The sequence below is a fragment of the Inquilinus ginsengisoli genome (genome assembly GCF_031453975.1).
In the GTDB taxonomy this organism is placed as follows: domain Bacteria; phylum Pseudomonadota; class Alphaproteobacteria; order DSM-16000; family Inquilinaceae; genus Inquilinus; species Inquilinus ginsengisoli_A.
Map to the genome: position 1 here is coordinate 69,301 of NZ_JAVDPW010000006.1, position 26,907 is coordinate 96,207.

General features: G+C 69.3%; 21 protein-coding genes. 11 read left to right on the top strand and 10 right to left on the bottom strand.

Translation table 11 applies throughout. The features are described from left to right. The first annotated feature begins 116 nt into the window (after nt 1-116). Nucleotides 117-1,127 carry an aldo/keto reductase gene (locus E9232_RS17420; RefSeq protein ID WP_309795849.1) on the top strand — a complete coding sequence of 337 codons (1,011 nt, stop codon included), beginning with the start codon at nt 117-119 and terminating at the stop codon, nt 1,125-1,127. Between the two features lie 77 nt (nt 1,128-1,204). Here E9232_RS17420 and E9232_RS17425 read toward each other — a convergent pair whose 3' ends face one another. The 8 genes from E9232_RS17425 to E9232_RS17460 form a co-directional block, all read right to left on the bottom strand. Further along, nucleotides 1,205-2,899: an AMP-binding protein gene (locus tag E9232_RS17425; protein ID WP_309795851.1), complete on the bottom strand. Its 1,695-nt coding sequence runs from the start codon at nt 2,897-2,899 to the stop codon at nt 1,205-1,207. Between the two features lie 91 nt (nt 2,900-2,990). After that, a complete protein-coding gene (locus E9232_RS17430; protein WP_309795853.1) occupies nt 2,991-3,353 on the bottom strand; it encodes a hypothetical protein in 363 nt (120 codons plus the stop codon). Nucleotides 3,354-3,507: 154 nt separating this feature from the next. Next, complete coding sequence (locus tag E9232_RS17435) at nt 3,508-3,795, bottom strand: hypothetical protein (protein WP_309795855.1); 288 nt, start codon at nt 3,793-3,795, stop codon at nt 3,508-3,510. A gap of 184 nt (nt 3,796-3,979) precedes the next feature. Next, a complete protein-coding gene (locus E9232_RS17440; protein ID WP_309795856.1) occupies nt 3,980-4,432 on the bottom strand; it encodes a VOC family protein in 453 nt (150 codons plus the stop codon). 120 nt (nt 4,433-4,552) lie between these two features. After that, nucleotides 4,553-4,897, bottom strand: coding sequence for an ArsR/SmtB family transcription factor (locus E9232_RS17445; RefSeq protein WP_309795857.1), 345 nt, complete (start codon nt 4,895-4,897; stop codon nt 4,553-4,555). An 82-nt stretch (nt 4,898-4,979) separates the two neighbouring features. Continuing rightward, nucleotides 4,980-5,465 (bottom strand): MarR family winged helix-turn-helix transcriptional regulator, encoded by a 486-nt coding sequence (locus tag E9232_RS17450; protein WP_309795858.1) that lies wholly within the window; start codon nt 5,463-5,465, stop codon nt 4,980-4,982. A gap of 98 nt (nt 5,466-5,563) precedes the next feature. Continuing rightward, on the bottom strand, nt 5,564-7,642 hold the full coding sequence (locus tag E9232_RS17455; RefSeq protein WP_309795860.1) for a 3-hydroxyacyl-CoA dehydrogenase NAD-binding domain-containing protein: 2,079 nt from the start codon (nt 7,640-7,642) through the stop codon (nt 5,564-5,566). 158 nt (nt 7,643-7,800) lie between these two features. After that, on the bottom strand, nt 7,801-9,120 hold the full coding sequence (locus tag E9232_RS17460; RefSeq protein ID WP_309795862.1) for a mandelate racemase/muconate lactonizing enzyme family protein: 1,320 nt from the start codon (nt 9,118-9,120) through the stop codon (nt 7,801-7,803). A gap of 157 nt (nt 9,121-9,277) precedes the next feature. On the opposite strand from E9232_RS17460, the gene E9232_RS17465 reads away from it, so the two are divergent. The 10 genes from E9232_RS17465 (at nt 9,278) to E9232_RS17510 (ending at nt 22,376) form a co-directional block, all read left to right on the top strand. Beyond that, nucleotides 9,278-10,318 carry a LacI family DNA-binding transcriptional regulator gene (locus E9232_RS17465; RefSeq protein WP_309795863.1) on the top strand — a complete coding sequence of 347 codons (1,041 nt, stop codon included), beginning with the start codon at nt 9,278-9,280 and terminating at the stop codon, nt 10,316-10,318. Between the two features lie 188 nt (nt 10,319-10,506). Then, complete coding sequence (locus tag E9232_RS17470; RefSeq protein ID WP_309795865.1) at nt 10,507-11,703, top strand: mandelate racemase/muconate lactonizing enzyme family protein; 1,197 nt, start codon at nt 10,507-10,509, stop codon at nt 11,701-11,703. 145 nt (nt 11,704-11,848) lie between these two features. Beyond that, a complete protein-coding gene (locus tag E9232_RS17475; protein WP_309795866.1) occupies nt 11,849-13,357 on the top strand; it encodes an ABC transporter substrate-binding protein in 1,509 nt (502 codons plus the stop codon). 76 nt (nt 13,358-13,433) lie between these two features. Beyond that, the gene (locus E9232_RS17480) at nt 13,434-14,396 is read left to right on the top strand and encodes a carbohydrate ABC transporter permease (RefSeq protein WP_309795868.1); all 963 of its coding nucleotides are present in this window, start codon (nt 13,434-13,436) and stop codon (nt 14,394-14,396) included. After that, complete coding sequence (locus E9232_RS17485) at nt 14,393-15,283, top strand: carbohydrate ABC transporter permease (protein ID WP_309795870.1); 891 nt, start codon at nt 14,393-14,395, stop codon at nt 15,281-15,283. The genes E9232_RS17480 and E9232_RS17485 overlap by 4 nt, the downstream gene beginning before the upstream one ends. A gap of 15 nt (nt 15,284-15,298) precedes the next feature. Next, nucleotides 15,299-16,396: an ABC transporter ATP-binding protein gene (locus tag E9232_RS17490; RefSeq protein ID WP_309795872.1), complete on the top strand. Its 1,098-nt coding sequence runs from the start codon at nt 15,299-15,301 to the stop codon at nt 16,394-16,396. A 61-nt stretch (nt 16,397-16,457) separates the two neighbouring features. Continuing rightward, complete coding sequence (locus E9232_RS17495) at nt 16,458-17,630, top strand: mandelate racemase/muconate lactonizing enzyme family protein (protein WP_309795874.1); 1,173 nt, start codon at nt 16,458-16,460, stop codon at nt 17,628-17,630. 161 nt (nt 17,631-17,791) lie between these two features. Then, entirely contained in the window at nt 17,792-18,541 is a 750-nt protein-coding gene (locus E9232_RS17500; RefSeq protein WP_309795876.1) for a ribonuclease activity regulator RraA, read from the top strand. A 193-nt stretch (nt 18,542-18,734) separates the two neighbouring features. Continuing rightward, the gene (locus E9232_RS17505) at nt 18,735-19,763 is read left to right on the top strand and encodes an amino acid ABC transporter substrate-binding protein (protein WP_309795878.1); all 1,029 of its coding nucleotides are present in this window, start codon (nt 18,735-18,737) and stop codon (nt 19,761-19,763) included. 291 nt (nt 19,764-20,054) lie between these two features. Beyond that, the gene (locus E9232_RS17510) at nt 20,055-22,376 is read left to right on the top strand and encodes a xanthine dehydrogenase family protein molybdopterin-binding subunit (RefSeq protein ID WP_309795880.1); all 2,322 of its coding nucleotides are present in this window, start codon (nt 20,055-20,057) and stop codon (nt 22,374-22,376) included. A 45-nt stretch (nt 22,377-22,421) separates the two neighbouring features. Here E9232_RS17510 and E9232_RS17515 read toward each other — a convergent pair whose 3' ends face one another. Both E9232_RS17515 and E9232_RS17520 read right to left on the bottom strand, forming a co-directional pair. Then, the gene (locus tag E9232_RS17515) at nt 22,422-23,684 is read right to left on the bottom strand and encodes an efflux RND transporter periplasmic adaptor subunit (RefSeq protein WP_309795882.1); all 1,263 of its coding nucleotides are present in this window, start codon (nt 23,682-23,684) and stop codon (nt 22,422-22,424) included. A gap of 5 nt (nt 23,685-23,689) precedes the next feature. Then, nucleotides 23,690-26,866 (bottom strand): efflux RND transporter permease subunit, encoded by a 3,177-nt coding sequence (locus tag E9232_RS17520; RefSeq protein WP_309795884.1) that lies wholly within the window; start codon nt 26,864-26,866, stop codon nt 23,690-23,692. Nucleotides 26,867-26,907: the final 41 nt, after the last annotated feature.

Sequence of the window (26,907 nt, forward strand, 5' to 3'; positions counted from 1 at the left end):
TCATCGTCATTCCCGCGAAAGCGGGAATCTCTATCCGGTCAAAGCGTTGCGAGATCCCGCTTTCGCGGGGATGACGGGTTGGAGAGGGCTGGGAGCCCGCAGACAGGAGACGACCGATGGACTACCGCAATCTCGGGCGCAGCGGGCTGAAGGTCTCGCCGCTCTGCCTCGGCACCATGATGTTCGGCGGGCCGACCGACGAGCCGACCGCGACCCGCATCGTCGACCAGGCCCGGGCGGCGGGCATCAACTTCATCGACACCGCCGACGTCTACACCGGCGGCCGGTCGGAGGAGATCGTCGGGCGGGCGATCGCCACCCACCGGTCCTGGTGGGTGCTGGCGACCAAGCTGGCGAACCCGACCGGCGACGGCCCGAACGACCGCGGCCTGTCGCGCCGCCGCAGCTTCGAGGCGGTGGAGGCCAGCCTGCGCCGGCTGGGCACCGACAGCATCGACATCCTCTACCTCCACAAGGAGGACCCGACCACGCCGCTGTCCGAGACGGTATCGGCGCTGGCCGACCTGATCCGCCAGGGCAAGATCCGCTACTTCGGCGTCTCCAATTATCGCAGCTGGCGGGTGGCGGAGATCTGCCGGCTGTGCGACGAGGCCGGGATCGAGCGGCCGGTGGTCAGCCAGCCCTACTACAACCTGCTGAACCGGATGCCGGAGGTCGAGCACCTGCCGGCCTGCGCCCATTTCGGACTCGGCGTGGTGCCCTACAGCCCGCTGGCCCGCGGCGTGCTGACCGGCAAGTACAAGCCGGGCGCGACGCCGGGCGAGGACACCCGCGTTGGCCGCTCAGACAAGCGCATCCTGGAGACGGAATGGCGGCCCGAGAGCCTGGCGATCGCAGCCGAGCTGGCGGAGTATGCGCAGGCGCGGGGCATCACCCCGGGCCAGTTCGCGGTGGCTTGGCTGCTGAACAACCGCATCGTCACCGCCCCGATCGCCGGGCCGCGCACCGAGGAGCAATGGGCCGACTACGTCGGCGCGCTGGACTATGCCTTCACCGCGGAGGACGAGGCGCTGGTGAACCGGCTGGTGGTCCCCGGCCACGCCTCCAGCCCCGGCTACAACGACCCGGCCTATCCGATCGAGGGCCGGGTGTCGCGGGCGGGGTAGGGCGGAGAGGAAAGTCCGCCATTTTCTATTGTCATGCCACGGCTTGACCGTGGCATGACAAGAAAAAGCAAGCTCTCCTAAGCTGTTGGGGCCGCCTTCAGCCCCAACTCCTCCTCCATCGCCTGGCGCATGCGGAACTTCTGCATCTTGCCGGTGACGGTCATCGGGAAGGCGTCGACGAAGCGGATGTGGCGCGGGATCTTCTGGTGCGCGATCTGGCCGTCGCAGAAGGCGCGGACCTCCTCGGCGGTCAGCGCCGTGCCGTCGCGCGGCCGGATCCAGGCGCACAGCTCCTCGCCGTATTTCGGGTCGGGCACCCCGAACACCTGCACGTCCTGGATCTTGGGGTGGCGGTACAGGTACTCCTCGACCTCGCGCGGATAGATGTTCTCGCCGCCGCGGATCACCATGTCCTTGATCCGGCCGACGATGTTGCAGAAGCCATCGGAATCGATCACCGCCAGGTCGCCGCTGTGCATCCAGCCGGCGGCATCCACCACCTCGGCCGTCTTGTCCGGCTGGTCCCAGTAGCCGCGCATCACCGTATAGCCGCGGGTGCACAGCTCGCCGCGTTGGCCGCGCGGCACGATGCGGCCGTCGGCGTCGACGATCTTGACCTCGAGATGCGGGTGGATGCGGCCGACGGTGGAGACCCGCCGCTCCAGCGGGTCGTCGACCGCGCTCTGGAAGCTCACCGGGCTGGTCTCGGTCATGCCGTAGCAGATGGTGACCTCGCGGATGTTCATCTGACCCACCGCCCGCTTCATCACCTCGATGGGGCAGGGGGAGCCTGCCATGATGCCGGTGCGCAGGCTGGTGACGTCGAACTCGCCGAAGCGCGGGTGGTCGAGCATGGCGATGAACATGGTGGGCACGCCGTACAGCGCGGTGCAGCGCTCCTCCGCCACCGCGGCCAGGGTCGCCAGCGGGTCGAAGCCCTCGCCGGGATAGATCATGGCCGCGCCGTGGGTGACGGCGGCGAGGTTGCCCATCACCATGCCGAAGCAATGGTACAGCGGCACCGGGATGCAGATGCGGTCCTGCTCGCCCAGCGCCAAGCCGCGGCCGACGAAGTAGCCGTTGTTGAGGATGTTGTGGTGGGTCAGGGTCACGCCCTTGGGCGACCCGGTGGTGCCGCTGGTGAACTGGATGTTGGCGGGGTCGTCGAATTGCAGCGTGTCCGCCAGCTGCCGCAGCCGGTCGCGCTCCGCCGCGCCGCCGAACCCGGCGACATCCTCGAACGGGATGGTGCCGGGCGCGCTGCCCCCGATCTGGATGACGATGCGCAGCGCCGGCAGCTTCGCCGCCTGCAGCCTGCCGGGGGCGGCGCCGGCCAGCTCGGGCGCCAGGGTGTTCAGCATGCCGAGATAGTCGCTGGTCTTGAACGCGGTGGCGGTGACCAGGGCCGAGCAGCCGACCAGGGTCAGCGCGTATTCCAACTCGGCCAGGCGGTATGCCGGGTTGACCGTCACCAGCACCAGCCCGGCCTTGGCGGCGGCGAACTGGGTCAGCGCCCATTCCGCCCGGTTCAGCAACCAGATGCCGATGCGGTCGCCCGGCTGCAGGCCCAGCGCCAGCAGCCCGGCGGCGAAGGCGTCGGCGCGGTCGGCCAGATCCCGCCAGCTCCAGCGGATGCCGAGCGACCGGTCGATCAGCGCCGGCCGGTCGGGCCAGCGCGCGGCGGCGCGGTCCAGCGCCTGGCCGATGGTCTCGCCCAGCAGCGGCGCATCGGCGGTGCCGCTGACATAGCTCGGTGCCGGCTTGCTGCTCATGCGTCCCCCCGGATTCGCGTCGGGTTCCGCCCGACCTTGGCCGGCCCAGTCTAGCGGGTCGCGGCCGGCCCGGGCACGGCTTTCGTGGGCGCTACGCGATGTGCCGGCGGGGCCCCCTCGGCTGGCGCAGGTGCAGGGGCGGGCGGCCGAGCGTCATGTCGAGGTCGCGGTAGCCGCCGATCAGCCGGATGGCGCGGATTCGCAGATCCTCGCTGATGCTGGCGGCACCGGCGTCGATCTCGTCCTCCAGCCGCATCAGCAGGTCTTCGATCTCCTGCAGGTGATGCGCGCGGCTGTCGCCGGCGGACTGTCGCTCCGACCGCTTGGGGTCGAGGATCGCGTCATAGAGCGCGTCCAGCCAGGCGATCAGGTCACCGGCGGCGTCGATCGCCGCATCGCTGCCGTCGCTGCGCTGGAACCTGATCGGGGGATCGATCCGGGCGGTGTCGACCATGGCGCTGCCTCCTCCATCCCACGGGGAACATACGGGTCATGCCGCGCTGGCATGTCCGAAAACGGAACGAACCCGCAGGGAGTTCCCCGCTTCTACGCGGCGGAGGCAGCGTCGGTTCACATCATGGCGAGGCAAAGGCCATGAAACGGCGGGATCATTCCATCCAGCCGCGGACGTCGTTGGCGGCCACCAGGGCCTTGTCGAAGGCGCGCAGGTCGAACCGCCGCACCTCTTCCTCCTCGGCCTCGGTCAGGGCGCCGCCGCGGGTCATCTCGGCCTCGGCCGCCTCGTCCTCGCCCTTGCGCAGGCATTCGACCGCGCGCTTCCAGTTCAGCCGCTGCCTCATCGACGGTCCGGCGCCGGTCTGGGCCCAGTCGCGCAGGCCGATGCACAGAGAGGCGAAAAGCAGAAGGCTGGGATCGTTGCTCGAATCCTCGCTCATCAGGCGGCTCCAAACGATGCTGTTCCGGAAAGACATGGGCCGGCGCCCCGCGCGGGCAACCGGATGTCGAGTGAGGGGCCGGATGGTCCGGCCCGTTCGGGAGGGCCTGACCTAGCCCAGCCCCGATGCGGGCGTCAACGCCCGATGCCCTTCACCCGGCCCGGAACAGCATCGCAAGGACGGCTCAGGCGGCTGCCGCCGCCGGCGCCACGGTGATCATCCAGGATACGCCGAAGCGGTCCGCGACCATGCCGAAGCGCGTGGAGAAGAAGCTCGGGGCGATCGGCATCTGGATCTGGCCGCCCTCGGCCAGGGCGGCGAAGATCCGCTCGGCCTCGGCGTCGCTGGCGGTCTCGTAGGCCAGGGAGATGCCCTGGAAGCTCGGCTTGCCCTGGCACATGCCGTCGGAGGCGAACAGCTGCGCATTGCCGATGCGGACGCAGGCATGCATCACCTTGTCCCCCATGCTGCCCCCGCCGGCGCAACCTTCCTGGGCGGCCGGCATCGGGTTGTCCTTGAAGCGGAGCAGTTGCAGCACCTCGGCGCCGAGGGCGCTCTGGTAGAAGTCCAGCGCCTCGTCGCAGCGCCCGTCGAAGAACAGGTAGGGTTTGACCTGCGAAATCGAATTGCCCTGCATGACGTGTTCCTCCTGTGAAGTCTGGTTGATCCTGGATCGGCTCCCGAGGGGAGCTCTGTCCCAAGGACGAACCGCGAGACCGCGATCCGACAGCGCCGCGGATCTTTTTTGGGACCGGCGTCAGCCCTGGCCGTCCTCCTCCCGCCGGACCTGCTGCAGATAGGCGTCGAGCCGGTCGAGGCTCTGCTCCCAGAAGCGCCGGTACTCCTCGAGCCAGCCGGCCACGTCGCGCAGCGGCGCGGCCTCGAGCCGGCAGGGGCGCCACTGGGCCTCGCGGCCACGGCTGATCAGCCCGGCGCGCTCCAGCACCTTGAGGTGCTTGGAGATGGCGGGCCCGCTCATCTCGAAGGGCTGCGACAGCTCCGTCACCGTGGCCTCGCCCAGGCACAGCCGCGCCAGGATGGCGCGCCGCGTCGGGTCGGCGAGGGCGGCGAAGGTCGAGCTGAGGCGATCGGGCGACATCATTTGATAACCAAACGGTTATATAACTGTTCGGTTTAGTAGGACGCGGCAGCGGGGCTGTCAAGCGTGCCTGGACCGAACAGGCCTAGGCGAGGCTGGCGATCAGCTTCCGCAGCAGGGCGTTCAACGCCTCCTGCTCCTGCGGGCTCAGGCCCGACAGCACTTGCTTCTCGTTCTCGACATGGGCGCCGATGGTGTCGTCGATCAGCGTCAGGCCCCTGGCGGTCAGCGCGACCAGCCGGCCGCGCCGATCGTTGGGGTCGGGCAGGCGCTCGACCAGCCCTGCGTTCTCCAGCCGGTCGAGCCGGTTGGTCATGGCGCCGGACGAGATCATCGCCGCCTCGTACAGCGCGGTCGGCGACAGGGTGTAGGGGGCGCCCGACCGCCGCAGCGTCGCCAGCACGTCGAACTCGCCCGGCTGCAGCCCGGCGCGGGCGAACAGCGGGTTGAGATGGGCGGTCGTGACGATGTGCGCGGCCTGCTGCAGCCGGCCCAGCACCGCCATGGGCAGCCCGTCGAGCTCCGGTCGCTCCCGGGCCCATTGGGCGACGGCGAGGTCGGCGCGGTCCATTGCTATGGCTCCACATCAAGATACTCGATGCGGACCTTAAGCGCTGCCGGACCATTGTGCCAAGCCGGCGTCGTGGCGCTTGGAATAAAGGACCAGGGTCACCGCGCGGCCGCCAAATCGGCGAAGCCCTGGCCGGCATCGGCCAGGCGGCGCAGCAGCGGCGCCGGGGCCAGGCTGGGTTCGCCCCGCGCGGCGGCGAAGGCTTCCAGGCGTTCGGCCACGGTGGTCAGGCCGATGCTGTCGGCATAGCGCATCGGGCCGCCGCGCCAGGCCGGCCAGCCATAGCCGTTCAGCCAGATCACGTCGATGTCGCCGGGGCGCTGGGCGATGCCCTCGTCCAGGATCCGGGCGCCCTCGTTGATCATGGGATAGACCAGCCGCTCGACGATCTCCTCCGCCGGGATCGTGCGACGCGTGACGCCGAGCCGGGCCGAGACCCGCGCCAGCAACGCCTCCACCTCCGGGTCGCGCACGCCGCTGCGGGCGCCCTCGGGATAGAGGTAGTAGCCGCGGCCGGCCTTCTGGCCCAGGCGCCCGGCCTCGCACAGCGCGTCGGCCACCGGCGCCACCTGGCCCAGCGCCTTGCGGTTGCGCCAGGCGATGTCCAGCCCCGCCAGGTCGCTGACGGCGAAGGGGCCCATGCGGAAGCCGAAGCCGGTCAGGGCGGCGTCGACCTCATGCGGCAGCGCGCCTTCGATCAGCAGCCGCTCGGCCTCCTGGGTCCGCCGCGCCAGCATGCGGTTGCCGACGAAGCCGCGGCAGACGCCGACCACGACCGGCACCTTGCCCAGCCGGCGGCCGAGGTCGATGCCGGTGGCCAGCACGTCGGGCGCCGTCTTCGCCCCGCGCACCACCTCCAAGAGCCGCATGATGTTGGCCGGGCTGAAGAAGTGCAGGCCGATCACGGAGTCCGGCCGAGTGGTCGCCGCGGCGATCCGGTCGACATCGAGATAGGAGGTGTTGGTGGCCAGGATCGCCCCCGGCTTCGCCACCCGGTCCAGCGTGCCGAAGATCTCGGTCTTGAGGTCCATGTCCTCGAAGGCGGCCTCGACCACGATGTCGGCCTCGGCCGCGGCGTCCAGCCCGACCTTGCCGGACACCAGGGCGTTGCGGCGGGCCTCCTCCTCGGCCGACAGGCTGCCGCGCTTCACCGCGGACGCATAGGTCTGGGTGATGCGGTCCAGGCCGCGGGCCAGCAGCTCCGCCGTGGTCTCGATCACCGTGACCGGGATGCCGGCATTGGCGAAGCAGACGGCGATGCCGGCGCCCATGGTGCCGGCGCCGATCACCGCCGCCTGGCCGATGGGCCGCGGCGCCGTGTCCTTCGGCACGCCCGCCACCCGCGCGCTCTCTCGCTCGGCGAAGAAGGCGTAGCGCAGGGCCTTGGACCGGTCGTCGGCGACCAGCTCGACGAAGCGGGCGCGCTCCAGCGCCTGGCCGTCCTCGAAGCGCTCGGTGAAGGTGGCGCGGACGGCGTCGGCCAGGGCGGCGATGTTGGGCAGGGCCGGGTCGCGCTTCAGCGCGGCGGCCGCGGCCTGTTCGAACGCTTCTTGGCCGCCCGCTGCCGACCGGCGGTCCAGGTCGCGGGTCCGGCGGAGGGTGCCGGCGGCGGCGAGGTCGTTGGCCTTGGTGATGGCGGCCTGCAGCAAATCGGTCTCGACCACGGCGTCGACGATGCCGAGCTTGAGCGCTTCGGCGGCGGAGGCCGGGGTGCCCTCGGCCATCAGCTTGAAGGCGGGCGCGGCGCCGATCAGGCGGGGCAGGCGCTGGGTGCCGCCGGCGCCGGGGATCAGCCCCAGCTTGACCTCGGGCAGGCCCAGCTTCGCGGCCGGGCCGGCGATGCGGGCGTGGCAGCCCAGCGCCACCTCCAGCCCGCCGCCCAGCGCCGCGCCGTGGATGGCGGCGACGATCGGCTTGGTCACCGCGTCGAAGCCGTTGATCACATCGGGCAGGGAAGGCGGCGCCGGCGGCTTGCCGAATTCGCCGATGTCGGCGCCGGCGATGAAGGTGCGGCCCTCGGCGGCGATGACGATGGCGCGGATATCAGGGTCGGCGGCGGCGCGGCCCACCGCCTCGGCCAGCCCGGCGCGCAAAGCGGCGTCGAGGGCGTTGACCGGCGGGCTGGCGATGGTGACGATCGCGATCCCGTCCTGCGCGGTGATGCGCACCTTGTCCATCGTTCCTCCTTGGCCGGCCCGGATGGCATAGGTCTGCACCGCGCCCATGGCAAGCCCCCGATCTCGCCGACCCTCGATGCCGGGTCGCGCATCCAGCTGGCGGCGGAAGCCGATGGGGTGATCCAGAGCCGGTCCGGCCGTTCGCCACGGCGAACGGGTCAGCCGCGCGACCGGCGCTCGAACCCGACGCGGATACGGTTCCACTCCTCGGTCGGCTGGAACAGGGCGCCGGGGATGCGCAGATGCGCGGCGATGGCCTCCTCGTTCAGCTCGACGCCGAGGCCCGGCGCGTCCGGCACGGTGACGTAGCCGTCGGCCATGTAGTCGGGGTCGAGGCCGGTCACCAGGTCGCGCCAATACGGGATGTCCAGCCCGTGATGCTCGACCGCGACCAGGCCGGAGATGGCGGCGCCGCAATGCACATTGGCCATGAACCCGACCGGGGTGCAGCAGGCGTGCAGCGCCGTGGCCAGGCCGTAGCGCTCGCCGTAGTCGGCGATGCGCTTGGTCTCCAGCATGCCGCCGGAGGTCAGCAGGTCGGGGTGCAGGATGTCGAAGGCCCGGGTCTCGATCGGCTCGCGGAAGCCGTCCCACAGATACAGCTCCTCGCCGGCGGCGATCGGGGTCAGCAGCGCGTCGGCGACCTTCTTGTGGCCGGCGAAGTCGTGCCAGGGCAGGGGATCCTCCAACCAGGCCAGGTCGAAGGGCTCCAGCGCCTGGCCCAGGCGGATCGCCTCGTCGGCGGTCATGTAGCCTTCGCCGAAATGGTCGATGCACAGGGAGATGTCGTTGCCGACCGCCTCGCGCACCGCGCGGACCACGTCGACCGCGGCGGCGATGCCGGCCTGGCCCAGCTTGATGCCGCGCCCGGCGCCCGGCGCGCGCCAGGCCTTGGCGAGGTCGTATTCGTGCAGCGTGGCCTGGCCGACCAGGGCGTTCGCCGCCCCGTTGAAGAAGCGCGGCGGCAGGTCGAACTTGATGAAGGTCAGGCCCAGCGCCTTGCGGCGCAGCACCGCCTCGACATAGCCGGCCGGCGTCATCTGCGCCGGCGCCGGGGTGTCGCCGTAGATGCGGACGCGGTCGCGGTGCTTGCCGCCGAGGAACTGGTGGCAGGGCACGCCATAGGCCTTGCCGACCAGGTCCCACAGCGCGATCTCGATGCCCGAGACGCCGCCGCCCTCGCGCCCCCAGCTGCCGTAGCGGCGCAGGGCGGAGAAGATCATGTCGACGTTGCACGGGTTCTGGCCCAGCAGCACATGCTTGAACTGCAGCGCGTTCTCGGCATGGCCGCCGTCGCGCACCTCGCCGATGCCGGACAGGCCCTGGTTGGTGTCGATCCGGATCAGCGGATAATAGCCGCTGCCGGTCACCACCGCGGCCCGCAGGTCGGTGATCCTGAGGTCGCTCGGCCGGGAATGGGTCGACACGGCGTTCTCGACCCTGCCCAGGGCAGCGTCGTCCAGATGTCCGATGGTCATGATGGCGACCCTCCGCATCAGTTTGCTTGTCGTTAGGCAATTGGCTATCATCACCAAACAAGTTGCGCAAGGCCGGTTGGCGGCGATGCGCCGAACTTGACGGCGGAAGCGCCACTGCGGCAGAAGGTGCGGCCCAAACACGGAACGCAATAGTCGCATGGCGTCAGGTCGCGTCACCATCCAGGACATCGCCGACAAGCTCGGGCTTTCCAAATTCTCGGTGTCCCGGGCGCTGTCGGGAAAGTCGGGCGTGGGCGAGGCGACCCGCAACCGGGTGCTGCGCGCCGCCCACGGCATGGGCTACCGCCGCAACCAGGAGCTGGCGGCGGCCACCGGCCAGATCCTGTTCATCCGGCAGGAGATCGACCCGGTCTCCAGCGAGCTGTGGCACAACATGCTGCATGGGGCCGAGCGCGAGGGCGAGCGGCTGGGCCTGTCGATCGTGCCGCGCCAGGCCCGCCACCTCGCCGATAGCAGCCAGCTCGACAGCGCCGTGGTCGGGCTGATCCTGGCGGTGCCGCGGCCGGCGGAGGTCTCCGGCCTCGCCGCGCGGACCGGGCTGCCGGTGGTGTGCGCGACCTATGTCAACCCGATGGAGCGGATCGACCAGGTGGTCGGCGCCGATTGGGAATCCGGCGTGGCCGTGGCCCGGCTGCTGCTCGGGCTCGGCCACCGCGCCATGGCCTTCGTCCACGGCAGCGCCACGCCGCTGGGCCGGGCCGAGCGCTTCCGCGGCTTCCGCGACGGGGCGCTGGAGGCCGAGGGCGTGACCGTCGACGACATCATCTTCGACGAGGAGGCGGACGGCTTCCGCCAGGCCTTCTTCGCCTATCTCAAGGCCGGCGGCGCGCCCACCGCCCTGTTCTGCGCCCATGACGGCATCGCGGTGAACGTGGTGTCGGACCTGCTGCGCCTGGGCCTGCGCGTGCCCGAGGACATCTCGGTGGTCGGCTTCAACGACTTCGCCGCGGCCTCGCAGGTGTCGCCGCGCCTGACCACGGTGCGGACGCCGCAGGTCGAGATCGGCGCCGCCATGGTCCGCTGCATCGCCGACCGCCTGGGCGACGCCGAGGCCGCCGCCCGCCCGCCGGTGCGGCTGGCGCTGGTGGCCGAGATCGTGATCCGCGCCTCGACCGGCCCGGCGGCGGGCACGGCCTGGCTGGCCCGGATCCTGAAGCTGGCGAAGAAGGCGACTTAGGCGCCGCTGTTCGTCGGGGCGGCGCCGGCCTTGCCAAAATCGCCGACGGTCCACCTAACAAGTTGCAATGAGATTCTCCTGTGTTAGGCTCGCCCTCGCATCCGAAAAATCGGACATAAAAAAAGACGAGTGAGGAAACACGGGTGGGCGGTGTCGCCCGTCCCCCACCAAGCGGGGCGCCCCAAGGCATGAAGATCGTCGATCTGAAATGCGCCGTCATCGGCAAGAACCCGATCGTGCGCGTCGTCACCGACCAGGGCATCAGCGGCTATGGCGAGGTCGAGTCCTACAAGCCCTACCTGAAGCCCCACATCCTGCACTTCCGCGACGCGCTGATCGGCGAGGACCCGACCAATGTCGAGCGGGTGATGCTGCGGATCCGCCAGCGCGGGGCGTTCAAGCCCTGGGGCAGCGCGGTCAGCGCCATCGAGATGGCGCTGTGGGACGTGGCGGGGAAGGCTGCCGGCCTGCCGGTCTACAAGCTGCTCGGCGGCAAGGTCCGCGACCATGTCCGGGTCTACAACGGCTCGCTCCGCGTGCCCCTGGGCGGCTACGACCCCGAGCACTACGCCGCGGATGCCAAGCGTCAGATGGCCCTGCCGCAGGGCTTCACCATGATCAAGCAGGCGATCGGCTTCCACAGCCCGATGAAGCGCGAGGTGCCGGACTTCTATTACGGCTCGCCGCAGAAGAGCGTGTATCACGGCGCTCTCGATTCCGGGCTGATGACCGAACGCGGCATGAAGCATGTCATCGCCTGCGTCGCGGCGATGAAGGAGGTGCTGGGCGACGGCGTGGGGCTGGCGCTGGATTGCGGGCCGGGCTGGACCGTGCCCGACGCCATCCGCTTCGCCCGCGCGGTGGAGGAGTTCAACCTGCTGTGGCTCGAGGATTTGATCACCGGCGACTACGTCCCCTACGTCAACGCCGATGTGTACCGTGAGGTCACCCGCGCCACCTCGACCCCGATCCACACCGGGGAGCAGATCTATCTGCGCCAGAACTTCAAGGCGCTGATCGAAGGCCATGCGGTGAACGTGGTCGGGCCCGACCCCTGCGACGTCGGCGGCATCGCCGAGCTGAAATGGATCGCCGAATACGCCAACCTGCACGGCATCCTGATGGCGCCGCACGGCACCGGCAACGGCCTGCTCGGCCTCGCCGCGCTGGTCCAGGTCTCGGCCACGCTACCGCACAACTTCATCGCCTTCGAATACCCCAGCGGCGACCCGGCCTGGTGGTACGACATCGTCGACGGCCTGCCCGACCCGATCGTGCAGAAGGGGATGATCGAGGTCTGGGACCGCCCCGGCATGGGGGTCGACATCAACCCGGAACGGGCGCAGCGCTACCTGCTGCCGGAAGACGCCGCGTTCTTCGACTGAGGTGCGGAGTCCCGGCCGCGCCGGAAGCTAACAACATAACAAAGACCGCAATCCGTTGCGGAGACAACTTGACGCAGTTCGCCGACGGTGCCTAGGCTGAGCTGAAACTCGCAGCGAAAAGCGAGGCCATTTGGGAGGACCGACCATGACCAAGTTTCATGCTGGCGACCTCTTTTCCCATCCGATCGACCGCCGCCGCTTCCTCGGCTACACCGCCGGTGCCTCGGCGCTGGCCGCGGGGCTCGGCGGCCCGCTCGGCGCCTGGGCCCAGGACACCGGCATCGACACCTCGAACTGGACGCCGGAGTACATCAACAGCATCGCCGGCACCCTCGAGGTCGACACCGCGGCGGAATGCGCCAAGGTGGTGCCGCTCGACTACAAGGGCCGCCTGACCTACTGGTGGGTCGGGCCGAACGAGGCGTCGCCGCGGATCGACCACGAGATCGACGCCCAGTTCTGGGACGCCTTCGCCAAGACCTACCCGAACATCACGGTCGAGAAGCAGAATCTCGACTACAACCAGATGCTGAACAAGCTGCGCGCCGCGGCCCTCGGCAACGCCGCGCCGATGGCGGCGAAGCTGCCGATCCTGTGGGGCGTCGAATTCGCCGCCAAGGGGCAGCTGAGCGAACTGGCGCCGGAGACGGTCGGCCACCACACCGCCGAATTCTGGCCCGGGGCGATGAAGTCGGTCACCTGGCAGGGCAAGACCTACGGGGTGCCGACCAACAACGAGACCATGGCGCTGATCTGGAACGCCGCGATCTTCAAGGCGGCCGGCCTCGACCCCGAGACGCCGCCGGCGACCTGGGACGACCTCGTCGTCTATTCCAAGCAGATCAAGGACAAGACCGGCAAGAACGGCTACGGGCTGGTGGCCCGCACCAATGCCGGCAACACGCCGTTCCGCTTCATGCCGCAATGCTGGGCCTATGGCGGCGGCGCGCTGGACGAGGCGGAGGCGAACCCCGGCTACAAGGACGTCTACATCAACAACGCCGGCACCAAGGCGGCGCTGCAGGCGTCCTACGACATGTATGTCCGGGACAAGTCGGTGCCGACCTCGGCCCTGACCAACACCCAGACCGAGAACCAGGACCCCTTCATCTCCGGCCAGCTGGCGATGATGATCAGCCATCCGATCGAATACGCGACGATGCTGGATCGGGCGAAGAAGGCGACCGGCGACGACCGGAAGGTCGCCGACGCGGTGGTCGAGAACATGCGCTACGGGCTGATCCCCAAGGGGCCGGCGCGGCGCGCCGTGGTGTTCGGCGGCTCCAACGCCCACATCTTCAAGCCCGACGTGGTCGATGGCGGGCTGGACATGGACGCCGCCCGGGCCTTCGTCGCCTTCGCCACCGGGCCGGAATGGTCGACCAAGGTGGCCTGGGTCGGGTCCAACCCCGGCAACACCCGCGGCTTCCGCACCAAGTGGATGAAGCAGCGGCTGGCGGAGATCAAGTTCCTCAACGTCACCACCTCGATGCTGCCCAGCGGCATCCCGTTCCCGGTGATCCCGGAATCGGCCGAGATCATGAACATCATCGTGCCGGACATGATGCAGAACGCCCTGACCGGGAAGATGACCGTGTCCGACGCGGCCGACGACGCCGCCAACAAGGTCAAGGACCTGCTCTCCGGCCTCTAGGCCTTCGCCCGCGAAACGCCCCGGCCGGCACGCGCCGCCGGCCGGGGCCCCTTTCTCACCAAAAGGAGGTTCGGGTTTGACCATTGCTGCTGCGCAGGACGGTGCGCCCAAGGCGCGGGCGGTGCCGCGCAAGCGTGCCGGCCTGCTCCGGCGGATCGTCCGCCATCGGGCGGACTACCTCTACATCGCGCCGGCCTTCGCGGTGATGCTGCTGGTCATCGGCTACCCGATCTACGACACGGTCTACCTGTCCTTCTTCAACACGCCGCCCAGCCTGGCAATGTCCGAGAAGGTCTATGTCGGCCTCGACAACTACGAACGCATCCTGACCAGCGCCAGCTTCCGCGAGGTCACGATCAACACCCTGGTCTGGACGGTGTTCTCGACCTTCTTCGCCTTCTTGCTGGGGTTGGGCGCCGCCCTGGCGCTCAACCGCTCCTTCATCGGCCGCGGGCTGCTGCGCGGCATGCTGCTGATCCCCTACGTCATCAGCGCGGTGGCCGCGTCCTATGTCTGGCGCTGGCTCTACCACAGCGATTTCGGGGTGATCGGGGCGATCTCGGTGGCGCTGGGCATCACCGACAAGCCGATCAACTTCCTCGACAATGTCGACAGCGCGCTGGCGTCGCTGATCGTGGTCAATGTCTGGAAGGAGTTCCCCTTCGCCATGATCATGCTGCTGGCCGGGCTGCAGACCGTGCCGGACGAGCTGCACCGGGCCGCCAGGGTCGACGGCGCCGGCGCCTGGCAGCGTTTCTGGCACATCACCGTGCCCCATCTCAAAGGCGTGACGCTGGTGACCGTGCTGCTGCTGGTGGTGACCAACCTCAACGGCTTCACCATCCCCTGGATCATGACCGGCGGCGGCCCGGCGGGGTCGACCGACATCTGGATCACCCAGATCTACCAGCTGGCCTTCGGCCGCATCCGCTTCGGCATCGCCTCGGCCTATTCGGTGATCCTGTTCGGGGTGATGATGGCGCTCGGCTACTTCTACGTCCGGGCGCTGACCCGGGGCGAGGGGAGGCGGCCGGAATGAGCGCCGTCACCGTGGAGCCGCGCCGCCCGCCGCGCCGTCGGCGCCGGCCGGACGGCCCCTGGGGCAAGGTCCGCGTCGTCTATCTCATCCTGCTCGGCATCTTCGCGATGCTGCCGATGGTGTGGATGCTGCTGACCTCGGTGAAGACCCAGTTCGGCGCCCTGCAGTATCCGCCGGAATGGATCCCGTCGAACGTGACGTTCGAGCAGTACGAGCGGCTGCTGTCGCCCGGCAACGAGGTCGGGCAGGAGTTCCTGCACTACCTGCTGAACAGCGTCATGGTCTCGCTGGCGACCACCATCCTCGGCGTCGCCATCGCGGTGCCGGCGGCCTATGCCTTCTCCCGCTTCCGCTTCCCCGGCCGCAAGCTGCTGTTCTACGCCGTGCTGGTGCGCAACATGTTCCCGGCCGTGGTCTTCCTGATGCCGCTGTTCATCATGATGAAGTGGATGGGGCTGGTGAACACGGCGGGGTCGCTGATCCTGACCTACCTGACCTTCGGCCTGCCGCTGTCGATCTGGCTGCTCAAGGGCTTCTACGACAACATCCCGGTGCAGCTGGAGCAGGCGGCGCGGATCGACGGGGCCACGCGGTTCCAGGCCTTCTTCTTCGTAGTCATGCCGCTGTCCTCGCCGGGCATCATCGCCACCGCGATCTATTCCTTCGTCCTGGCGTGGAACGAATACGTCTATGCCCTGACCTTCATCAACGACAAGAGCAAGCTGACGCTGCCGGTCGGGCTGGAACGCTTCTTCACGGAATACGCGACCAACTGGCCGGGGCTGATGGCGGCATCGTTCATCATGAGCGTGCCGGTGGTCGTGCTGTTCCTGGTCCTGCAGAAATACTTCGTCCGCGCGCTGACGGAAGGCGCGGTCAAGTCCTGACGAGAAGGGGAGTCGATGGCGCAGGTTGTCTTGCGGGACGTGGTCAAGAACTACGGCGACATCTATGCCGTCGACCACGTGTCGCTGACCGTCGAGGATGGTGAGTTCGTGGCCCTGGTCGGCCCGTCCGGTTGCGGCAAGACCACGACGCTGAACCTGGTGGCGGGGCTGATCGAGCTGTCCGACGGCGAGATCTTCATCGGCGACCGCCAGGTCAACGACCTCGACCCCAAGGACCGGGACATCGCCATGGTGTTCCAGAACTACGCGCTGTACCCCAACAAGACGATCTTCAAGAACCTCGCCTTCCCGCTGAAGATGCGGAAGCTGCCGGGCGCCGAGATCGAGAAGAAGGTGCGGGCCGCGGCCAAGCTCTTGGACATCGAGCACCTGCTGGAGCGGCGGCCGCGCGAGCTGTCCGGCGGCCAGCAGCAGCGGGTGGCGCTGGGCCGGGCCCTGGTGCGCGACCCCCGCGTCTTCCTGATGGACGAGCCGCTGTCGAACCTCGACGCCAAGCTGCGCACCCAGATGCGGGCCGAGCTGAAGCGCTTCCACCAGGACCTCAACGCGACCGTCATCTACGTCACCCACGACCAGATGGAGGCCGTGACCATGGCCGACAAGATGGCGGTGATGAGCGGCGGCCTGCTGCAGCAATACGACACGCCGGAGCGGGTGTTCGAGCACCCGGTCAACACCTTCGTCGCCAGCTTCGTCGGCAGTCCGGCCATGAGTCTGGTGCCCGGCCGGGTGGTGGGCGACGGCACCGGCGCCGCGATCGAGGGCCCCGACGGCTGGACCTGCCCGCTGTCCGACGCCAATGCCCGGAAGGCGCAAGCCGCGACCGGCGGCGAGATCGTGCTCGGCGCCCGCCACAGCACCATCAGGCTGCACCGCGAGGCGGCGCCGGGAACGGTGCCCGGCCGGGTCTACACGGTGGAGCCGACCGGCGACATCACCTACGCCCATGTCGATCTCGGCTCGGCAACCGTGGTCGTCAGCGTCACGCCGGACGTCAAGCTGGGGCTCGACCAGCCGGTGTGGCTCGAATTCGACCAGCACAAGCTGCACCTGTTCGACGGCAAGACGGGCATGGCGCTCGCGGACGCCTGACGACAGCCCCCCATCATCGGCCCCGGAACAGGGGCCGGCTCTCGAAGGGAAGGACGGATCCTTGAAGATCACCAATGTGCGGACCGCCGTCATCGCGGGGAATTTTCCCTGGGTGCTGGTGAGGGTGGAGACCGATGCCGGCATCACCGGCCTGGGCGAGGCCTATTGGGGCGCCGGCGTGGCCGAGCTGGTGCACAAGGCCAAGCCGGTGATCATCGGCGAGGACCCGGTCAACATCGGCAAGCTGGTCGAGATCATGATCCGCTGCCTCTCCGGCGAGGGATCGCAGGCGGGCGCCACCGTGACCGCGATCAGCGGCATCGAGATCGCGCTGTGGGACCTGCTGGGCAAGGCGCTGCAGACCCCGATCTCGACCTTCTTCGGCGGCCGGTTCCGCGACAAGATCCGGATCTATGCCGACTGCCACGCCGGCGACACGCCGGAACCGTCGGACTATGCCGCCAAGGCGCGCGAGGTGGTGGCGGACGGGTTCAGCGCCATCAAGTTCGACCTCGACACCCGCAACCCCTACACCATCGACATCTCCGACGACCCCAACCCGCGCCGCCAGTGGTTCGAGCCGTTCAACCGCACCATCGGGTCGCAGGAGATGACCTGGATGGTCGATGTCGTCCGCGCCGTGCGCCAGGCGGTCGGCCCCGAGATCATGGTGGCGATGGACGCGCATTGGAAATTCGGGGTCAACGACGCCATCAAGCTGGCCCAGGCGCTGGAGCCGTTCGACCTGCTGTGGCTGGAGGACCCGGTGCCGCCGGAGAACATCGAGGCGCAGCGCCACGTCACCCATTCGACCCGCACCCCGATCTGCACCGGCGAGAACCTGTACCGCAAGCATGGCTACCGCGAGCTGATCGAGAAGCAGGCGGCGCGGATCATCGCGCCGGACATCCCGAAGATGGGCGGGCTGGCCGAGGCCAAGAAGGTCGCCGACCACGCCGACCTCTATTACATCCCGATCGCGCCGCACAACGTCGCCAGCCCGATCGGCACCGTGGCCGGCGCCCATGTCTGCGCGGCGATGAACAACTTCCTGGTGATGGAATTCCACGCCCATGACGTCGAGTGGTGGAGCGACCTGGTCGATGGCGGCCCGCCGATCGTCGGCGGCTTCATCCACCTCAACGACCGGCCGGGCCACGGCCTGACCCTGAACGAGGATGTCGCGCGGGCGCATCTGCAGCCGGGCACCAAATATTTCGGCGACGAGCCCTAAGGCACGCTGCAGTCCCGCTTTCTTGTCATGCCACGGCTCGACCGTGGCATCCAGGGGCGGCCAGAGCGGCTCTGGGTGGCCCTGGATTGCCCGGTCAAGCCGGGCAATGACAGGTGAGGGGAAGCAGAAGCCGATACAATGATGATCAATCGGGGACAGAGATGATCGAGACCAGTGACATCAAGCGGCCGCCGGCCGAGTGGTCGGCGGCGCTGCGGGCGGTCGGTGCCGCCACGGCCAGCAGCACCCTGGCCCGCATGGGCATCCGCAACACCCATATCTGCGGCCCCACCGCCTGGACCAAGGGCAAGGCGATCGCCGGCCCGGCGCTGACGCTGCAGTTCATGCCGAAGCGTGAGGACCTCTATGGCGAGGACGAATACGCCCAGCCGGAGAAGCAGCTGCACCGCCATGTGCTGTACCACGTCCAGGAAGGCGACATCGTGGTGGTCGACGCACGCGGCGACATGAAGAGCGGCGTGTTCGGCGACATGATGCTGACCTACTTCAAGGGCCGCGGCGGCCTCGGCGTGGTGATCGACGGCTGCATCCGCGACTATCCCAACACCGGCCGCATCGACCTCGGCTTCTGGCTGCGCGGGGTGACGCCGAACTTCCACACCCAGACCGACCTGATGCCGTTCGGCGTCAACATCCCGATCGCCTGCGGCGGCGTGCTGGTGATGCCGGGCGACATCATCGTGGCCGATGACGACGGCGCCGTGGTGGTGCCGGTCGCCCTGGCGCCGGCCGTGATCGAGCAGTCGGCCAAGCACCATGAGTGGGAGGAGTTCTCGCGCGAGCGCCTGTCTCAGGGCGGCGACCTCCGCCGCTACTACCCGCTGTCAGATGCCGCGCGGCCGGAATATGAGGAGTGGCTGAAGACCCACCCGCGGACGCCTCTGGCCTGAGGCGGCTTGGCCGGCCTATCCGTGACGGTACGGCGGAGCTTTTGCGACAGATTCCACCTCCACCGGGTGCCGGGGCGGAAAATCGGGCATGCCGCCGCGCCTGCTTGACAGCGCGGGGGCGGAGGACGCAAGTCGGACCGTTCCGGCGGCGCCCGCGGACGGGGCGGCCGGCATCCCGAAAATGCGAGGCTTCATGCAGTTCCGTACTCTGTTCGCGGCGGCTGTCGCCGCCGTCGCCGCGGCGGGCTTCGCCGCCTCGGCCCATGCCGGCGCCACCCTGGACGCCATCAAGCAGCGCGGCTTCGTCCAGTGCGGCGTGAACACCGGCCTGGCCGGCTTCGCGCTGCCGGACAGCCAGGCGAAATGGACCGGCTTCGACGTCGACACCTGCCGCGCCATCGCCGCCGCGGTGTTCGGCGACGCCGACAAGGTCAAGTTCACGCCGCTGACCTCGGAAACCCGCTTCACCGCCCTGCAGTCCGGCCAGATCGACGTGCTGATCCGCGCCGCGACCTGGACGCTGACCCGCAGCACCAAGCTGGGCCTCGACTTCACCGCCACCTATTTCTACGACGGCCAGGGCTTCCTGGTGCCCAAGGCGCTCGGCATCACCAGCGCCAAGGACCTCAACGGCGCCACCATCTGCATCCTGCCGGGCAGCACCAGCGAGCTGAACCTGACCGACTGGGCGCGGGCCAACAAGATCGACTTCAAGCCGGTGCTGATCGAGAAGCTGGAGGATGCCGAGGCGGCGTTCTTCGCCGGCCGCTGCGACGCCTACACCAGCGACGCCTCGGGCCTGGCCGGCACCCGCGCCGCCAAGGCGCCGAAGCCGGACGACTACGTCATCCTGCCCGAGATCATCTCGAAGGAGCCGCTGTCGATCGCCGTCCGCCAGGGCGACGCGCAATGGGCCAACGTCACCCGCTGGGTGTTCAACGCCCTGGTCCAGGCGGAAGAGAGCGGCATCACCAGCGCCAACATCGACAGCTTCGCCGACACGCCGGACCCGACGATCCAGCGCCTGCTGGGCAAGACCCCGGGCATGGGCGAGGCGCTGGGCCTGCCCGAGACCTGGGCGCATGACGCGATCAAGCAGGTCGGCAATTACGGCGAGATCTTCGAGCGCAACCTGGGCCAGAAGACCCCGCTGGGCCTGCCGCGCGGCGAGAACGCGCTGTGGACCCAGGGCGGCCTGCAATACGCCATCCCGATCCGCTGACGCCACTGTCCGCTGTCGGGCCCGGCGCATCACGGCCGGGCCCGCCGGAAGGTCGCACCGCCGCTTCGCCGGGCCGCGACAATGTCTGCCTTGCCTGACGGGCGGGGTCGTGGAACGTTGCGCTGTCCGCAATTCACCCGACTGCCGAGACGATTGCGGGCCTCGTGCAGGGGCGCTGCCGCATTGGTGCCGCCGAAGGCCCAGGTCCCGTCTCGGCCAATGGCCATATAAGGCCACCAGACGCCCCCACAGGCATCCAGCCAGCACGGCCCCGCGGCCGAGAGAGACGTGATGACAGGCGAATCGACGATCGGACGTTTCGGCAGCGGCCGCGAAGTGCGGCGGATCGAGGATGCGGGCCTGCTGGCCGGCGCCGGCCGCTTCAGCGACGACATCGCGCTGCCCGGGCAGACCCATCTCGGCTTCCTGCGCTCGCCGCACCCGCATGCGCGCATCGTCTCGATCGACGCTGCCGCGGCGCTGGCGATGCCTGGGGTGATCGCGGTGGTCACCGGGGCCGACCTGGTCGCGGCCGGGGTCAAGCCGCTGCCGCTGGCGCCGATCTTCAAGCGCCCGGACGGGTCGCCCGGGGCGACTCCGCTGCGCCCGGCGCTGGCGGATGGGGTCGTCCGCTTCGTCGGCGAGGCGGTGGTCGCGCTGGTGGCCGAGACGCGCGGCCAGATGAAGGACGCGCTCGAGGCGATCGAGGTCGAGTACGAGGCGCTGCCGGCGGTGACCGGTCTGACGCCGGCGACCGCCGCCGACGCGCCCCAGGTCTGGCCCGCGGCGACCGGCAATGTCGCCGCCCAGATGCGGCACGGCGATGCCGCGGCGACCGACGCGGCGTTCGCCGCCGCGGCGCATGTGGTGTCGCTGGACATCGTCAACCAGCGGCTGGCGCCGACGCCGATGGAGCCGCGCAGCTCGATCGCCAGCTACGATCCGGAGGCCGACCGGCTGACGCTGCGCCTGTCCAGCCAGATGCCGTCCGGCGCGCGCGACACGCTGTGCGACGCCGTGCTCGGCATCCCCCGGGAGAAGGTGCGCGTCGTGGTCGACGATGTCGGCGGCGGATTCGGCATGAAGACCGGCCTCTATCCCGAGGACATCATGGTGGCCTATGCCGCCCGCCAGCTGCAGCGGCCGGTGCGGTGGACCGCCGAGCGGATCGAGGAGTTCCTGGCGGCGACCCATGGCCGCGACGTCGAGAGCCGGGCCGAGCTGGCGCTGGACCAGAACGGCAAGGTGGTGGGCTACCGGGTCAGGTCGCTGTGCAATGTCGGGGCCTATGCCGGCACCGCGGGCATCATCATCCAGCTGATGATCGGGCCCTGGGTGTCGACCAGCATCTACGACATCCGCACCATTGACCTCGAATTCACCGCCATCCTGACCAACACCGCCCCGACCGCCGCCTATCGCGGCGCCGGGCGGCCGGAGGCGATCTACCTGATCGAGCGGCTGTTCGACGCCGCGGCGCGCCAGCTGGGCCTCGACCCGGTCGAGATCCGGCGGCGCAACCTGATCCACCCGGACCAGATGCCCTACACCAACGCGATGGGGCAGACCTATGACAGCGGCAAGTTCGGCTCGATCGTCGACCAAGCGGTGGCCCTGGCCGACTGGGACGGCTTCGCCGCGCGCGAGGCGGAGTCCCGGGCCCGCGGCAAGCTGCGCGGCCGCGGCCTGGCCTCGTTCCTGGAATGGACCGGCGGCAACGTGTTCGAGGAGCGGGTGACGGTCCAGGTCTCCGGCGACGGCGACATCGAGGTCTATGCCGCGACCATGCCGATGGGGCAGGGGATCGCGACCTCCTACGCCCAGCTGGTGGTCGACGTCTTCGGCGTGCCGCTCGACCGGATCCGCATCGTCATGGGCGACACCGACCGCGGCTCGGGCTTCGGCAGCGCCGGGTCACGGTCGCTGTTCACCGCGGGCTCGGCCATCCAGCATGCCTCGGAGACGGCGGTGAAGACCGGGCGCGAGTTGGCGGGCGACGCGCTGGAAGCCGCGTCGGCCGACATCGAATATGCCGAAGGCGTGTTCCGCATCGCCGGCACCGACCGCGCCATCGGCCTGTTCGAGCTGGCCGACCGCCAGCCCGACCGCCGCATCTTCATCGACGCCACCAGCAAGGTGAACGGCCCCAGCTGGCCGAATGGCTGCCACATCTGCGAGGTCGAGATCGATCCCGAGACCGGCGTCGTCGACATCGTCTCCTACGCCTCGGCCAACGATGTCGGGCGCGTGGTCAACCCGATGATCGTGCGCGGCCAGCTCGACGGCGGCGCGGTCCAGGGCATCGGCCAGGCGCTGGGCGAGCACATGGTCTATGACGAGGAATCGGGCCAGGCGATGACCGCCAGCCTGATGGACTACACCATGCCGCGGGCGGACATCATCCGCGACTTCGTGCATGTGCTCGACCAGTCGACGCCCTGCCTGAACAACCCGCTCGGGGTCAAAGGCGTCGGCGAGCTCGGCACCATCGGCGCCACCCCGGCGGTGGTCAACGCCGTGGCCGACGCCCTGGCCCGCGCCGGCCGGGTCGACCAGGCCAGCCTGATCCAGATGCCGCTGACCCCGGCCAAGGTCTGGCAGGCGCTGCGATAGGCGAGGGCTGCGGACGGCCGGTCCGGCCGTCCGCCAAGCGCTGCCTCAGCTGGTCTTCGCGGTGCCGGCGGCCGGCTGCGCCTGGGCCTGCACCCGCATGCCGTCCACCACATTGACCGGCGGGTTGAGGATGACCTGATCGCCCTCGTTCAGGCCGGCCCGGATGTCGAGCGAGCTGCCATTGTCGGCCAGGACGTCGAGATGGCGCAGCTGGACCGTGCCGTCATGGTCGACGGCGGCCGACAGCCCGTGCTCGTCGAAGATCACCGCCTGCGACGGCAGCACGATCACCGGGCTGGCGCGGGGAATGTCCAGCTTGACGATGCAGTACAGCCCGGCGGTCAGGGCGCCGTCGGCGTTGTCGACATCGACCTCGGCCAGCAGGGTGCGGGTGCCCGGCTGCAGCGCCCCGGCGGTGCGGGCGACACGGCCGTGGAACACCCGGCCCGGCAGCTGCGGCACCGTCACCGCGGCGTCCTCGCCGTCCTTCAAGGCGAAATAGTCCTCCTGCGGCACGAAGATCTGGATCCGCAGCGTGTTGGTCTGGACGATCGACAGCAGCGAGGTGCCGGTCGAACTGTCCGCCGTGGTCAGGGTGCCGACGTCGAAGTTGCGGCTGGAGACGACGCCGTCGAATGGCGCCACCACCTTCTCGAACCCGGTCAGCTGCTCCAGCCGCGACACGTCGGCCTGCTGCGCCGTGATGCTGGCCTGGGCCGCGGCGACGGCGGCGGTGGTGGCCTGCTGGTTCGAACTGTCGGTGTCGCCCTGCTCCTTGGTGGCCCAGCCCTGCGCCACCAGCTTGGTGGTGCGCTGGTTGGTCACGTCGGCCAGCCTCTGGTTGGCCCGGTCCTGCGCCAGCGTCGCCGTCGACTGCGCCAGCTGCGCCTGGGCCTGGGCCAGCTGCTGGTCCAGGTCCGGCGCCGCGATCACCGCCAGCACGTCGCCCGCCTTGACGTGGCTGCCGATGTCGACGTTGCGGGTGGCGACATAGCCGGTGGCGCGGGCGAAGACGGTGGCGCTGGCGAAGGGGCTGGTGGTGCCCGGCAGCTCGTCGACCTTCGGGCCCTGCACCGCGGTCACGACCACGGTCCGCACCAGCGGCCGGGCGTCTCGCGTCTCGTTGCGGGCCGTGGTCGCCTGGGCATCGAGGGCGCTGCGGTTCCACAGCCCGAACCCGACTGCGGCGCCGACGGCGACGAGGGCGGTCGCGCCCAGGCCGCGTGCGATCCAGCGCCGCCGCGGGGTCGTCCCGGTATCGGCGACGGCTTCGGTGGTCCCATCGGTCACGGGGACATGCTGGTCCATGGTCATCACTCCGCGGGCGAAGGGTGGGGCAGGGGGGCTTGGCGGCGCGATCCCAGGCCGGCGATCACGGCGTAGAGGAACGGCACGAACAGCAGGGTGGTCAGGGTGCCGGCGCCGACGCCGCCGATCACGGCGCGCGCCAGGGCGGCGTTCTGCTCCTCGCCCGGGCCGCCGATCGCCATCGGCAGCATGCCGACCATCATGGCGCAGGCCGTCATCAGCACCGGCCGCAGCCGGGTGACGCCGGCCGACAGGGCGGCCTCGAACGGGGAATGGCCGGCGCGGCTCTGTTCCCGCGCGAAGGTCACCAGCAGGATCGAATTCGCCGATGCCACGCCCACCGCCATGATGGCACCCATCAGCGACGGCACGCTCAGGCTGGTTCCGGTGACGAACAGCGAGAAGACGATGCCGCTCATCGCGCCGGGCAGCGCCAGCAGCACCGCCAGGGGATCGCGGAAGCTCTGGTAGTTCACCACCATCAGCAGGTAGACGAAGATGGCGGCGAAGGCGAGGCCGATGCCGAGGTCCTGGAACGCCGACTCCATGCTGCTGACCTGGCCCCGGATCGCGATGGTGTTGCCGGGCTGCAGCGTCTTCTGCGCGTCGTTGACGATCGACTGGACCTGGGTGGCGACGCTGCCGAGGTCGCTGGCGTCGACGCTGGCATAGACGTCGTAGACCGACTGGATGTTGCTCTGGTTGTAGACCGACTGCACCGGCACGCGCTGCGGCGCGGCGATGTTGCCCAGCAGGTTCGGCACCACGCCGGCTTCGGTGGTGGTTGAGCCGATCGGGGTGTTGTTGAGGTCGTTCAGGCTGGCGACCTTGTACTCCGGTGTCTGCACTGCGAGGTAGTAGGCGATGCCGTTGACCGGGTCGGTCCAGAAGTTCGGCTCGACCTGGGTCGAGGAGCTCAGGCTGATGTTCACGTCGTTGGCGACGTCGGTCATGTTCAGCCCCAGTTCCTGCGCCCGGGTGCGGTCGACCGTGTAGGCCAGCTCCGGCGCGTTCACCTCCTGCTGCAGATGCACGTCGACCAGGCCGGGGATCAGGGCCAGCTTGTCGCGCAGGGTCTGCGCCATCTTCTGGTTACCGGCGCGGTCGCGGCCGGTGACCTGGACGTCGACCTGGCTGGGCACCCCGAAGTTCAGCACCTGGGTCACGATGTCGGAGGGCTGGACGTAGAACAGGGTGTCGGGGAACTGGACCGGCAGTTCGCGCCTGAGGTCGCGGACATAGTCCTCGGTCGGCTTGTGGCCGGGATTGAGCTGGATCTGGATCACGCCGTCATTCGGGCCGGTCGTGGTCCCGTCGGTGAAGGCGAGGTTGTAGGAGCGCTGGGGCAGGCCGATGTTGTCGAGCACCAGGCCGAGATCCTGCTGCGGGATCACCTGGCGGATGGCGGCTTCGATCCGGCTGAAATCCTCGGCACCGGTCTCGATGCGGGTGCGCGGCGGCAGCCGGACATGCAGCTGGATCATCCCGGAATCGACGGGCGGGAAGAAGTCGTGCCCCAGCAGCGTGAACAGCACCCCCGCGCCGGCGAACACCGCCAGGGCGACGCCCAGCGTGGTGGCGCGGCGGCGGATGATGCCGGCCAGCATCCAGCCGTAGAAGTCGCGGAAGCGGTTGAAGCCGCGGTCGAACACCGCATGGGCGCGGCTCAGCGCCGTCGTCTTCCCGGCCTCGCGCCGGCTGTGTTCGCCGCGCAGCAGCAGCCGGATGATGATCGGCGTCAGCGTCCGCGAGAAGCAATAGGACGCGATCATGGCGAACACGACCGCCATGGCCAGCGGCGTGAAGATGTAGCGGATGGCGCCCTGCATGAAGAACACGGCGACGAAGACGCAGCAGATCGCGGCGGTGGAGATCAGCGTCGGCAGGGCGATGCCGGCCGCACCCTCCAGCACCGCGTCGTCGAACGGCCTTCGCTCCTCGAGCATGCGGTAGGTGTTTTCGATGGTGACGGTGCTGTCGTCGACCAGGATGCCGACGGCCAGCGCCATGCCGCCCAGCGTCATGATGTTCAGGGTTTCGCCCAGCGCCGACAGCACCGCGATCGAGGTCAGGATCGACAACGGGATCGACACCATGACCACGATGGTCGCCCGCCAGGACCCCAGGAAGACCAGGATCATCAGGGCGGTCAGGCCGGCGGCGATGGCGCCTTCCCGCAGCACGCTGTCGATCGAGTTCTGCACGAAGGTCGACTGGTCGAACAGCAGGCCGATCTTCAGCCCCGGCGGCGCCGCGGCCTGGATCGCCGGCAGCGCGGCCTTGACCCGGTTGACGACATCCAGGGTCGAGGCGTCGCCGTTCTTGATGATGGTCAGCAGCACCGACCGCTGGTCGTTGGAGCGGACGATGTTCGACTGCACCTGCCAGCCATTGTGGACATGGGCGACATCGCGCAGGAACACGGTGGTGGCGCCGTCCTGCCGCACCGGCACGTCCCCGATGGCGTCGACCGTCGGCGCCGTGGCGTTGAGGTGGACGATGAACTGCTGGGTGCCGATCTTGGCGTCGCCCGAGGGCAGGGTCAGCGACTGGGCGTTGACCGCGTCGACCACCTGGGTCGGGGTGATGCCGTAGGCGCGCAGCTTGTCCGGGTCGAGGTCGACCATGATCTCGCGGTAGCGGCCGCCCGAGGGCGTCGGCAGGGTGATGCCGGGGATCGGCGCCAGGGCCTGGCGCATCTGGTACAGGCCGTAATCGTAGAGCTGCTGCTCGTTCAGCGTGTCCGAACTCAGGCTGAGCTGCAGCACCGGCACGCTGGTGGCGTTGAACTGCACCACGATCGGCGGCTGGATGCCGGCCGGCATCAGGGAACGGGCGGAGTTGGAGGCGGAGACGATCTGGCTGATCGCCAGGTCGATGTTCACATTCGGCTGGAAGTAGATCTTCTCGACCGCCAGCCCTTCCAGCGTCTGGCTCTCGATGTTGCGGATATCACCGACATTGGCGCTGATGTAGAACTCGCTGTAGGTGGTGACCCGCTGCTCCATCTCCTGGGGCGTCAGCCCGGTCAGCTGCCAGATCACCGTCACCACCGGGACGTTGATCGACGGCAGCACGTCGCGCGGAGTCACCGCGATGCCGCTGATGCCGAGGAGCAGGGCCAGCAGCGCCACCACATAGAAGGTGTAGGGGTAGCGCAGGGCGAAACGGACGATGCCCAAGATCGGGAATCCTCTTCGGTCGATTCCTGGCGGCACCGCCG

Coding starts and splice junctions, on each gene's coding strand:
- E9232_RS17475 (WP_309795866.1), top strand. CDS start 11,849: ATGACCAAGTTTCATGCTGGCGACCTCTTTTCCCATCCGATCGACCGC.
- E9232_RS17485 (WP_309795870.1), top strand. CDS start 14,393: ATGAGCGCCGTCACCGTGGAGCCGCGCCGCCCGCCGCGCCGTCGGCGC.
- E9232_RS17445 (WP_309795857.1), bottom strand. CDS start 4,897: ATGATGTCGCCCGATCGCCTCAGCTCGACCTTCGCCGCCCTCGCCGAC.
- E9232_RS17435 (WP_309795855.1), bottom strand. CDS start 3,795: ATGAGCGAGGATTCGAGCAACGATCCCAGCCTTCTGCTTTTCGCCTCT.
- E9232_RS17505 (WP_309795878.1), top strand. CDS start 18,735: ATGCAGTTCCGTACTCTGTTCGCGGCGGCTGTCGCCGCCGTCGCCGCG.
- E9232_RS17440 (WP_309795856.1), bottom strand. CDS start 4,432: ATGCAGGGCAATTCGATTTCGCAGGTCAAACCCTACCTGTTCTTCGAC.
- E9232_RS17460 (WP_309795862.1), bottom strand. CDS start 9,120: ATGACCATCGGACATCTGGACGACGCTGCCCTGGGCAGGGTCGAGAAC.
- E9232_RS17420 (WP_309795849.1), top strand. CDS start 117: ATGGACTACCGCAATCTCGGGCGCAGCGGGCTGAAGGTCTCGCCGCTC.
- E9232_RS17510 (WP_309795880.1), top strand. CDS start 20,055: ATGACAGGCGAATCGACGATCGGACGTTTCGGCAGCGGCCGCGAAGTG.
- E9232_RS17465 (WP_309795863.1), top strand. CDS start 9,278: ATGGCGTCAGGTCGCGTCACCATCCAGGACATCGCCGACAAGCTCGGG.
- E9232_RS17430 (WP_309795853.1), bottom strand. CDS start 3,353: ATGGTCGACACCGCCCGGATCGATCCCCCGATCAGGTTCCAGCGCAGC.
- E9232_RS17490 (WP_309795872.1), top strand. CDS start 15,299: ATGGCGCAGGTTGTCTTGCGGGACGTGGTCAAGAACTACGGCGACATC.
- E9232_RS17500 (WP_309795876.1), top strand. CDS start 17,792: ATGATCGAGACCAGTGACATCAAGCGGCCGCCGGCCGAGTGGTCGGCG.
- E9232_RS17450 (WP_309795858.1), bottom strand. CDS start 5,465: ATGGACCGCGCCGACCTCGCCGTCGCCCAATGGGCCCGGGAGCGACCG.
- E9232_RS17455 (WP_309795860.1), bottom strand. CDS start 7,642: ATGGACAAGGTGCGCATCACCGCGCAGGACGGGATCGCGATCGTCACC.
- E9232_RS17425 (WP_309795851.1), bottom strand. CDS start 2,899: ATGAGCAGCAAGCCGGCACCGAGCTATGTCAGCGGCACCGCCGATGCG.
- E9232_RS17470 (WP_309795865.1), top strand. CDS start 10,507: ATGAAGATCGTCGATCTGAAATGCGCCGTCATCGGCAAGAACCCGATC.
- E9232_RS17515 (WP_309795882.1), bottom strand. CDS start 23,684: ATGGACCAGCATGTCCCCGTGACCGATGGGACCACCGAAGCCGTCGCC.